Below are 10,307 nucleotides of genomic sequence, written 5' to 3' on the forward strand. Positions count from 1 at the left end.
TTGGTGTGAGCTTCGACGTAGTCATCAGCGGCGGCCGGGTGCTCGACGGCACGGGCGCCCCGCCGTACCGGGCGGATGTCGCGGTCGTGAGCGGCAGGATCGCGGCGGTCGGGAGGCTCGACGGCGCGCAGGCGGAGACCGTGATCGACGCGACGGGACGGTTCGTCGCGCCCGGCTTCGTGGACTGCCACGCCCACGGGGACGCGGCCGTGTTCGACCTGGCGGTGCAGCAGGCGGCGCTCCGGCAGGGCGTGACCACGTTCGTGCTCGGGCAGGACGGCCTGTCCTTCGCCCCCGGCTCCGCCGCGACCGTCGCCTACGCCTCCCGCTACTTCGCCGCCGTCAACGGCCCCCTTCCCGGGAGCGCACTCTCCGGGAGTGCGCCGTCCGAGGGGGTCCCGTCCGATGGGCCGCTGACCGTGGGGGAGCTGCTCGACGGCTACGACCGCGCCGTGGCGCTGAACACCGCCTACCTCCTCCCGCACGGCACCATCCGCTACGACGTCATGGGGCCTTCGCCCGACCAGCCGTCCCGCGCCGACCTGGCGGCCATGCTGCGGCACGTCGAGCGGGGCCTGTCGCAAGGCGCGGTTGGCCTGTCGAGCGGGCTCGAATACCTCCCGGGCCGCTACGCCACCGCCGAAGAGCTGGCCGCCCTGTGCGCCCCGCTCGGCGGCCTCCCGTACGTCACGCACATGCGGGCCTACGGCGCGCAGGCAGGCGTGGGCATGGCCGAGGTCATGGACATCGCCGAGCGATCCGGTGCCGCCGTCCACGTCTCCCACCTGCACGGCCCCGCGGACGTGCTGCTGCCGCTGGTCGAGGAGGCGCTCGGCAAGGGTGTCGACCTCACCTTTGACACCTACCCCTACCTGCGCGGCAACACGATCCTGGCCATGGTCGTGCTCCCGGACTCCGTGCCCGGCGCCGAGACGGACCGGGCGCTGGAGATGATCGCCTCCGACGAGCTGGACGCCTGGTGGCCGACGCTGGAGGCCACCTGGCCGCGGCTGACCGTCTCGCACGCGCCCGGACTGGAGTGGAGCGAGGGTCTCACCATGGTCGCGGCGGCCGAGCAGCTCGGCGTGGCGCCCGCCGAGTTCTGCCGCCGTCTCCTGACGGAGACGCGGCTGGAGGCCGGGGTCGTGTCCGCCCGGCCCGACGAGGGGCCGGAGGGTGAGGAGTCGGTACGCAGGGTGCTGCGGCACCCCTCGCACACCGGCGGCTCCGACGGCATCTATGTGGGCGGCCATCCGCATCCGCGCGGTTTCGGGGCGTTCGCCAGGTTCCTCGGGCGGCACGTGCGGGAGCTGGCCGACTGGACCTGGGAGCAGGCCGTGGTGCATCTGGCCTCCCACCCGGCCAGGCGCTTCGGGCTATTGGACCGGGGGCTGGTGAGGAGCGGGTTCGCGGCCGACGTGGTGGTGTTCGACCCGGCGGCCGTGAGCGACCAGGCGACCTATGGGGCGCCGCGCACGCTCGCGACCGGGGTCGACGACGTGCTCGTGTCAGGGGTGCGCGTACTGGCCGGGGGAGAGCTCACCGGCGCGACTCCGGGGCGTGCGCTGCGGCCGTGATCCGCCAAACCGTCTGAGATAGGGTCGGACGCGGACGAAAGGGGTGTTGTGCCCGGATACGACCACCGCCAGCAGGTCTTCGCGGGTGGGCTCGACTTTCCCCTCATGGTCGTGCACCGGGACGCGCTGGAGCACAACGTCGCCACGATGGCGGCCTTCGTCCGCGACCACGGGATGGAGCTGGCACCGCACGCGAAGACGCACATGTCCGCCGAGATCGCCGCACGTCAGCTCGGAGCGGGCGCCTGGGGGCTCACGGTCGCGACGCCGCGGCAGGCGCGGGTGGCCCGCGGGTTCGGGGCAGGCCGCATCATGGTGGCCAATCAAGTCGTGGATCCGGCGGGGCTCGCCTGGGCGGCCGGCGAGCTGGAGCGTGATCCCGGGTTCGAGTTCCTGAGCTTCGCCGACTCCCGCGCCGGAGTGGACATTCTCGCTCGGCATGCCGCATCCAGGCCGTTCCGGGTGCTGGTGGAGCTGGGGCACGAAGGCGGACGAGCCGGGTGCAGGTCGCTGGACCAGCTGCTGGACCTGGCGTCATACGTGCAGGCGGCGCCCGGTGTGGAGCTGGCCGGGGTGGCCGGGTACGAGGGCGCGCTGAAGACCGCCGACGATGTCCGGAAATATCTGCACTCGCTGCAGGACGCCGTCGAGCACGTCCGCATCAAGAGCCCGATCCTGACCGTGGGCGGCAGCCAGTGGTTCGACGTGATCGGACGGGAGCTCGTCGCCACCCAGGCGCGGATCCTGCTGCGCAGCGGCGCGTACGTCACCCACGACGACGGCTACTACCGCGAGCGCACCCCGTTCAACCGCATCGAAGGAGAGCTGCGCCCGGCGCTGGAGGTGTGGGCGCACGTGCTGTCCACACCCGAGCCGGGGCTGGCGATCGTGGGCATGGGCAAGCGGGACGCACCCTACGACGAGGGCCTGCCCATCCCGCGCCGCGACGGCGTGACGATCGTGAAGATGCAGGACCAGCACACCGTCGTGCGCGCCGACGGGCTCAAGCCCGGTGAGCTGCTGGGGTTCGGCATCTCCCATCCCTGCACCGCGTTCGACAAGTGGCGCGTGCTGCCCCTGGTGGACCGGGACTACCGTGTCGTAGGCACCATAAGCACCAACTTCTAGGGAGTGATTGGTGAAAAAGGAGCTCAGGACCGCCGAAGGCGCTGCCCCGATCGGCGCCTACTCGCAGGGTCTCGTGGTCGGCGACTTCGTCTACACCTCCGGCATGGGCCCGCTCGACCCGCAGACCGGTGAGATCGTCGGCGACGACGTCGCGACCCAGACGCACCAGGTCATGCGCAACCTCGGCGCCATCCTGGCCGCCCACGGGCTCGGCTTCGACGACGTGGTCAAGTCCACGGTCCACCTGCAGCACCTCGAACGCGACTTCGCGGCCTACAACGAGGTTTACAAGTCCTATTTCAGCCAGCCGTACCCCGTGCGCACCACCGTAGGATCCCAGCTGTTGGGCATCCTGGTGGAGATCGACTTCGTCGCTCACAAGAGCGCTTAAGGTCTGGTTGTGGACAGTTCGGTGTACGTCTTCGTCGAGGACCTGCGCGGCGAGGGCGTCGAGCGGGTGCTCGACAGGATCAGCGCGTACGGCGTGACCGGCATCACCGTCGGAGCCGTGCACCACGCCTCCCGCGACGTCACCCCGCACGGACTGTCCCGGCTGACCATCCGCCACGACGGGGCCCACTTCGTGCCGCCGCCAGATCTGTTCGCCGGGCTCCGCCTTTCTCCCGTCCCCGGCTATGTGAACGCTCTCGACGGGCTTCGCGAGGCATGTGCGAAACGCTCCATGAAGCTCCATGGATGGACGGTGTTCCTGCGCAACGCCACGCTCGGCACGGAGCATCCAGATGTGACCGTACGCGACTGCTTCGGCGACCGCGGCTCGCTCACCGACCTGTGCCCCGCCCACCCCGACGCGCGCGAGTACGCGGTCGCGCTGGCCAGGGCGGTGGCCAGGCTCGGGGTCGACAGCGTGGTGGCCGAGTCGCTGCACTTCACGCCGCTCAAGCCGCAGCGCTCGTTCGTGCCGCTCGGGCCGATGGACGCGTACCTGTTCGGGTTGTGCTTCTGCGACTACTGCATGCGCCGCGCCACCGACCTGGGCGTGAACGCCGAAGTGGCCCGCGACGAGTGCGCCAGGATCGTGGGCGGCGTCTTCGATGGCGACCCGCCCGCGCAGGGCGAGGTGACCAGGGCGGCGCTGACCGCGTACGCGGGGCCCGACGTCGTCGCCTACGCCCGTGCCCGGTCCGAGACCGTCACCACGCTGGTGTCGGAGGTGGCGTCGGCGGTGGCCGATGAGGGGTCCAAGCTGGTGTTCGTCGATGCGACCGGCGCGGTCAAGGGCTACACGGACGGGCTGCCCACGCCCGGGCTCGCGGCCCATGACGCCTGGCAGCTCGGGGTCGATCTGGTGGCGCTGGGCGATCTCGTGCCCGCCTTCGGAGTGCTCGCGTACGCGCGGGACGCGGCCAGGGTGGCCGACGACGTGGGGGCCTACCTGCGGTCGGTGGGCAAGGACCGGGAGGTGCGGGCCGTGCTGCGGCCCGGCTACCCGGACAGCGACTCCACGGACCGGCTGGTGGCCAAGGCCCGGGGGGCGAGGGCGGCGGGGGCGCACGCCGTCGACTTCTACGCGTACGGGCTGGTGCCGCATCCGGTGCTGGACCGCATCCCCGCCGCGTTGTAACGGGGTCAGACGCCGTCGAGGAGGACCGAGACCGCCTCGGCGGGGAAGTCGTCCGCGACGTGCAGGCCCCTGAAGACCGCCCGCATCCATACGGCCCCGGCCAGCAGGTCGACGATCAGCATCGGGTCCGCCGACTCCTTGAGCTCGCCCCGCCGTAGCGCGCGCTCGAAGATCTCCCGCTCGCGCGCGAACCGGTCGGCGAAGAAGCGCCGCGCGTCCAACTCTGGGTGGCGGACGGCGGCGGCGAGCGCGGCGACGGCGATGTCGCTGGCCGGCGGCTCGGTGAGCAGCCGCCTGACGCCCTCGACCAGCGCGACCAGGTCACCGCGCAGGCTGCCCGTGTCGGGCGCCTCGAACCCCAGCACGTCGGCCTCCACCAGCGCCGCCCCCAGCAGCGCGGCCTTCGACGGCCACCAGCGGTAGATCGTGGTCTTGTTGACGCCCGACAGCTCGGCGACCCCCTCGACGGTCAGCCCGTCGTAGCCCTTCTCCGCCACGAGCCGCAACGTCGCGTCGAAGATCTCCTGCTGCTTCCTGGGCGCCATGGGGTCATTTTCTCCCGGCGAACGCCGTGGCCACCCCAAGTCCCAGGTAGACGATGCCGCTGACGTACCGGAGCGTCCTTGCCCTGGCGTTGAGCCGGGTGCCGAGGGCGCCGGCGGTGCACGCGTACACGATGTCCGAGATCAGTCCCAGGAGCAGCAGCGTCAGGCCGAACAGCACGACCTGGAGCGCGGGCGAGCCCGCGTCCGGGTCGACGAACTGCGGCAGGAACGCCAGGAAGAACAGCGCCACCTTGGGGTTCAGCACGTTGACCAGCACGCCTTCGAGGAAGACCTTGCGCAGCGGCTGCGGCGGGGGTGCGACGCCGTCCGTCTCCTTGCCCGTGAACGCGCGGATGCCCAGGTAGACGAGGTACGCGACACCCACCCACTTCACGACCGCGAACAGCGTCGCCGACTGCGCGATCACGTACGAGAGGCCCGCGGCGGCGGCCGCGATGTGCACCAGCGTGCCGGCCTCCACGCCGAAAGCGCTGGCCAGGCCCGCCGCCCTGCCCTGGGCGAGGCCTCTGGCGGTGATGTAGAGGTGGTTCGGTCCCGGGATGATGACCAGGGCAAGCGAGGCCGTCACGAAGAGCGCGAAAGTCGTTGGATGGATCACAAAACAGCAGCGTAAAATACCTTTGGTCTGGCGATGAGGGCCAATCTCGGGTCGATTTTCTAAACCATTGGGTTGTCAGTGGGGCTGTGTTCATGGCCTCCACTCCGTGGAGGCGGACTCGGTCGCTGGGGAGCCGCCGCCTTCCCTCGTCGCTCCAGTCGCTTCGCTCCCTGCGCTCCTCAGTCCAGGCGGCGGCGCTCCCTCGTGGGATAGTTGCTGGCGTGAACGGTCTTCTCGTCGGGCGCTCTGTTGAGCTGGACAGACTCGTGCGGGTGCTCCAATCCGCAGCGGAGGGCACCGCCGGGGTGGCGCTCGTCGGCGGAGACGCGGGCATCGGCAAGACCCGGCTGGTCGCCGAGCTGGTCTCGGAGGCCCGCGAGCGCGGCTTCCACGTGCTGGTCGGCCAGTGCGCCGAGCTGGGCGACTCGCTGCCCTACCTGCCGCTGGCCGACGCGCTGCGCGGCGCGGAGCCGGCCGTGCGCGAGGCCGCCGCGGCCCATCCCATGCTGGGCCAGCTGCTGCCGGGCATGGAGAGCGCCCCCTCGACCGGGCTCACGCAGCAGCGGCTGTTCGGCTCGCTGCTCGGGCTGCTGGCCGACGTCCAGCCCGTGCTGTTCGTGATCGAGGACCTCCACTGGGCCGACCGGTCCACCCGTGACCTGCTGGTCTTCCTCAGCCGCATGGTGCAGAGCGAGCGGGTCTGCGTGGCCGGCACCTACCGCACCGACGACCTCCACCGCCGCCATCCGCTCCGGTCCGTGCTGGCCGAGCTGAAGCGCCTGCCCACGGTGACGGGCGTCGAGCTGGGGCCGCTCGCCTCCGGCGACATGTCCGACTATGTGGCCACATTGGGAGAGGTGGGCGCGCAGGAGCTCGGCCTCATCGTGTCCCGCGCCGACGGCAACCCCTTCTACGCCGAAGAGCTGTTCGCGGCCATGGCCGAGGGCGACAGCCTGCCCGACGGGCTGGCCAGCCTGCTCATGACCAGGGTCGAAGTGCTGTCCGAGGCCGGGCAGGGGGTGCTGAGGGCCGCCGCCGTGGCGGGACGGCGGGTGGAGGACGAGCTGCTGCGGGAGGTGTCGGGGCTGCCGCTGGCGGAGTTCGAGGAGGCGGTCAGGGAGATCGTCTCGCGCGGGCTGCTCAGGGTCGACGGCTACGGATACGCCTTCCGCCACGCGCTGCTCCAGGAGGCCGTCTACACCGACCTGCTGCCCGGCGAGCGCACGCGGCTGCACGCCGCCTTCGCCCGGCTGCTGACGTCACCCGCCGAGCTGGCCTACCACTACCTCGCCGGTCACGACCTGGCCGGGGCGCTGTCGGCGTCGGTCGAGGCGGGCCGCCTGGCCGAGCGGCTCGGGGCCCCGGCCGAGGCACACAGCCACTACGACCGGGCGCTCGGCCTGTGGGAGCGGGTCGAAGGGGCGGCCGAGCTGGCCGGGGAGAGCCGGGAGCGGCTGGCGTTCCGCAGCGCCGTCATGGCGGCCGACAGCGGTGACAACCATCGCGCGATCATCCAGCTCCGGGCGCTGCCGCCGACGTCCGAGGTCAACGAGCGGCTCGCCTACTACCTGTACGAGGCCTACGACCAGCCGGGCGCCATCGCGACGGCGGAGCGCGCGGTCGAGAGCGCCGAGGACCAGGCGGTGCTGGCCCGCGCCCTGGCGACCTACGCCCGCACGCTGCTCTGGAGCGACCGCCATCGTGACGTCGAGGCCGTGACCGCGCGGGCGCTGGAGACCGCCCGCGCGGCCGGGGTCAGGGACGCCGAGGTGGGCGCCCTGCTCACGCTGGCCACCTATGTGGAGCTCCGCGGTGACCTGGACAAGGCCCACGAGCTCGTCGAGACCGCCTCCGCCGAGGGCAGCGGCGACCTGGCGATGGACCTGCGCGCCCGCTTTCACCACGCGCGCATTCACTACGAGCAGGGCCTGCTGGCCCAGGCCGCCGAGGTGGCCGACGACGGCATCCGCGTGGCGTTCGAGACCGGGCTCAAGTGGAGCACCTACGGCACCGATCTGCGGTTCCTGCGGTTCCTGATCCACTACGTGGCCGGCGAGTGGGACCAGGCGGAGGCGGTCGCGTCCAGTTTCGGCACGCGGGTGGGCACGCTGCCCGAGGCGATCCTGTCGTCATTCGCGCTGTTCATCGAGGTGGCGCGGGATCTGCCCGCGGTCGGGGCGCGGCTGAGCCGGCTGCGGCCGTTCTGGTACAACGAGCTCGCCGCGTACATGTCCCGCGGCCTGGCCGCCGAGCACGCGCTCTGGCACGGCGATCCCGCGGCGGCGCTCGACCACGTGCAGGCGGTCATGGCGCCGATGGTCGACGGCGACGCCAGCGCGCTCCGGGTGGCCGCCATCGGGCTGTGGGCGCTGGCCGAGCTGGGCACGACCGAGGGCGCCGACGAGCTCCGCGCCCGCGCCCGCCTCGCCGTCGACTCCGGGCCCACCGGCGAGCCCGGGCACCTCGGGCCCGAAGGGCTGGCCTGGGCGCTGCGCGTGGAGGCGGAGTGGCATCGCGTGCACGGGCGGCTCGACGTGGAGTTGTGGCGCCGGGTGGTGGAGGCGTTCGACTACGGGTTCGTCTACGAGGTGGCGCGTGCCCGGTGGCGGCTGGCCGAGGCGCTGCTGGCGGCCGGCGACCGGGAGGGGGCGCAGGCGGAGTGGGCCCTTGCCCAGGAGACGGCGGCGAAGCTGCGGGCGGCGCCGCTGGAGAACGCGCTGCTGGAGTTCGGGCGGCGGGCCCGGTTCGGCGGTGGCGGGCAGGGCGACGGCGGGTTGACGGCTCGGGAGGTGGAGGTGCTGCGGCTGGTCGCCGAGGGGCTGACCAACCGGGAGATCGCCGAGCGGCTGTTCATCGCGCAGAAGACGGTCAGCGTCCACGTGTCCAACATCCTGGGGAAGCTGGAGGTCTCCACCCGCACGCAGGCGGCCGCGGCCGGTCGCCAGCGGGGGTTGCTGGCCTGAGGCGGCGCTCAGCCGGGGCGGGTGAGGTGGTCGATGAGGAGGTCGATCCTGTCCTGCTGCTGCTCGGCGGGGATCCGGCGGTCGTGGGCCAGCGTCGCGAGGCCGTGCAGGGCGGCCCACACCACTTCGGCGAACGTGCCCGGGTGATATTTCCCGGCCACCGGCTCCAGGGCGCTCACGAACTCGCCGAACGCCGCACGCAGCTCCTCCGGTGTCTCCTCCGTGGCGAAGGGGATGGAGATCGGCATGACGAACATGGCCTCGTACAGCGCGCTGTGGGTGCGGGCGAAATCGAGGTAGGCCATCGCGATCTGGCGCAGCACCGCCTTGGGATCGCCCTGCGGAGCCTCGCGCGCCGCGCGCAGCTTGCTCGCCAGCTCCGCGAAACCCTCGATCGCCACCGCCCGCACGATGGCGTCTTTGCCCTTGAAGTGGCTGTAGAGCACCGGCTGGCTGTATTCGACCCGTTCGGACAGGCGCCGGGTCGTCACGGCGTCCCAGCCCTCCGACTCGGCCAGCTCGCGGGCGGCAGTGACGATCAACTGGTGGCGTTGCGCACGTTCCCGTGCTCGGCGGGCGGCGATTGACATACCAAGCACGCTAGCATGACTAGGAGTGCTAGCGTCGCTCCGATATCTGCTCTAGTTCGGGGTGGACAGGTCGCGGAAGAGGAAGTAGCTCGCGTGGTCGCTCTGCAGGTAGGAGTGGTAGCGCGCGGCCCGCGACTTGGCGCTCTTGTCCGCGGTGAGGACCGTGACGACCACATACTGCTTGGCGTGGCCCGTACGGATCTTGCCGTAGGCGTAGTTGCTGTGCGCCTTGTCCTTGCGCCATTTCACGGCGTCCGAGTCGAGCGAGGCCAGCCGGTCGGCGGTCTTCTTGGCCGCCTGCTCGCTGGGGAAGGACATCATGATCTGGACCGCCTTGATGTGCCCGCCGTCGGCTGAATATGCGAGCTGGACGGCGCGCTGGCAGTCGTTCTGGGCCAGCACGCCTCGGCCGTCCACCGGGTCGCAGCTGTTGTACGTCCAGCCGCCGACCTTGTCGGCCTGGAGCTCCACGTCTCCCAGCTTGAAGTCCCAGTCGCTGAACTCGCCGGCGGTGAGCGGCGAGCCTGGATCGACGCGTCTCGAGGAGGGCGGGGTGTCGCTGGGGGTCGGCTCCGCGGGCTCGGAGGCGGACGGGTCCGACGGCGAGGCTGACGCCGATGCCGATGGGCTGTCGGACGGCGACGGCGACGTGGTCGTGGTGGTCGGGAAGGGGTCGGCGCTCGGCAGGGTGACCGTCGTCGGCTCCGAGCCGGAACTGCGTAGGTAGAGGAACGCGCCGACGCCGCCGCCACCCAGGAGCAGCACGGCCAGGCCGGTGACGAGGCCGATGATCAGGGCGTTGTTGCTCTTCGGGGGCGGGGAAGGGAGCACCAGCGTCCGCTGAGGCTCCATCTGGTTCCCGTACGGCCCCGGGCCCGGCCCTGGCGGCTGGCCATAACCGCCCTGCCCGGCCCCGTAGCCGCCTTGCCCGGGTGGTGGCGCTCCCTGCCCGGGTGGCGCTCCCTGTCCAGGTGGCGCGCTGTATCCGGGCTGGCCGTAGCCCTGCTGCGGCGGAGCCCCTTGACCGGATGGCGGGCCGTAGTGCTGAGGAGGGCCGTCCCCTTGGCCGGAGGGCGGTCCATAGCTCTGAGGAGGGCCATACCCTTGCCCGCCCCACGGTCCTTGCGGTTGATGCTGGGGCTGTGGGGGCTGAGGAGGATAAGCCATTCCTCCATTGTGGTGGAGCTAATCCCCATCTGCCCCAACTAGTACTACAGTCATGTTTTGTGATCTATAGTCGGATCCGTGTCGGATGTGGTGACGTCTGAGGATCTCCAGTCGTGGGCGGCGGGGCTGGATG

General features: G+C 71.5%; 9 protein-coding genes. 5 read left to right on the forward strand and 4 right to left on the reverse strand.

The annotated features are described in order from the left end of the window. The first annotated feature begins 5 nt into the window (after nt 1–5). Genes ACIBVN_RS31695 through ACIBVN_RS31710 form a run of 4 tightly spaced genes read left to right on the forward strand, consistent with a single transcriptional unit; the run spans nt 6 to nt 4,290 of the window. The gene (locus tag ACIBVN_RS31695; protein ID WP_397142621.1) at nt 6–1,577 is read left to right on the forward strand and encodes an amidohydrolase family protein; all 1,572 of its coding nucleotides are present in this window, start codon (nt 6–8) and stop codon (nt 1,575–1,577) included. A 48-nt stretch (nt 1,578–1,625) separates the two neighbouring features. After that, a complete protein-coding gene (locus ACIBVN_RS31700) occupies nt 1,626–2,705 on the forward strand; it encodes an alanine racemase (RefSeq protein ID WP_397142623.1) in 1,080 nt (359 codons plus the stop codon). Nucleotides 2,706–2,715: 10 nt separating this feature from the next. Beyond that, a complete protein-coding gene (locus ACIBVN_RS31705; protein WP_397142625.1) occupies nt 2,716–3,096 on the forward strand; it encodes a RidA family protein in 381 nt (126 codons plus the stop codon). Between the two features lie 9 nt (nt 3,097–3,105). Next, nucleotides 3,106–4,290 carry a hypothetical protein gene (locus tag ACIBVN_RS31710; protein WP_397142627.1) on the forward strand — a complete coding sequence of 395 codons (1,185 nt, stop codon included), beginning with the start codon at nt 3,106–3,108 and terminating at the stop codon, nt 4,288–4,290. A 5-nt stretch (nt 4,291–4,295) separates the two neighbouring features. On the opposite strand, the gene ACIBVN_RS31715 is transcribed toward ACIBVN_RS31710, so the two are convergent. Continuing rightward, nucleotides 4,296–4,835, reverse strand: coding sequence for a TetR/AcrR family transcriptional regulator (locus ACIBVN_RS31715; protein ID WP_397142628.1), 540 nt, complete (start codon nt 4,833–4,835; stop codon nt 4,296–4,298). A gap of 4 nt (nt 4,836–4,839) precedes the next feature. After that, on the reverse strand, nt 4,840–5,454 hold the full coding sequence (locus tag ACIBVN_RS31720; RefSeq protein WP_397142630.1) for a LysE family translocator: 615 nt from the start codon (nt 5,452–5,454) through the stop codon (nt 4,840–4,842). Between the two features lie 221 nt (nt 5,455–5,675). Between ACIBVN_RS31720 and ACIBVN_RS31725 the strand changes: the two genes are divergently transcribed. Then, entirely contained in the window at nt 5,676–8,417 is a 2,742-nt protein-coding gene (locus ACIBVN_RS31725; protein WP_397142632.1) for an ATP-binding protein, read from the forward strand. A gap of 8 nt (nt 8,418–8,425) precedes the next feature. On the opposite strand, the gene ACIBVN_RS31730 is transcribed toward ACIBVN_RS31725, so the two are convergent. Together ACIBVN_RS31730 and ACIBVN_RS31735 are read right to left on the reverse strand one after the other, a co-directional pair. Continuing rightward, nucleotides 8,426–9,007 carry a TetR/AcrR family transcriptional regulator gene (locus tag ACIBVN_RS31730; protein ID WP_397142634.1) on the reverse strand — a complete coding sequence of 194 codons (582 nt, stop codon included), beginning with the start codon at nt 9,005–9,007 and terminating at the stop codon, nt 8,426–8,428. Between the two features lie 51 nt (nt 9,008–9,058). After that, nucleotides 9,059–9,859 carry a hypothetical protein gene (locus tag ACIBVN_RS31735; RefSeq protein ID WP_397142636.1) on the reverse strand — a complete coding sequence of 267 codons (801 nt, stop codon included), beginning with the start codon at nt 9,857–9,859 and terminating at the stop codon, nt 9,059–9,061. Between the last annotated feature and the right edge of the window lie 448 nt (nt 9,860–10,307).

This window comes from Nonomuraea sp. NPDC049400 (assembly GCF_044466425.1).
GTDB lineage: Bacteria > Actinomycetota > Actinomycetes > Streptosporangiales > Streptosporangiaceae > Nonomuraea.

Coding starts and splice junctions, on each gene's coding strand:
- ACIBVN_RS31715 (WP_397142628.1), bottom strand. CDS start 4,835: ATGGCGCCCAGGAAGCAGCAGGAGATCTTCGACGCGACGTTGCGGCTC.
- ACIBVN_RS31730 (WP_397142634.1), bottom strand. CDS start 9,007: ATGTCAATCGCCGCCCGCCGAGCACGGGAACGTGCGCAACGCCACCAG.
- ACIBVN_RS31735 (WP_397142636.1), bottom strand. CDS start 9,859: ATGGAGCCTCAGCGGACGCTGGTGCTCCCTTCCCCGCCCCCGAAGAGC.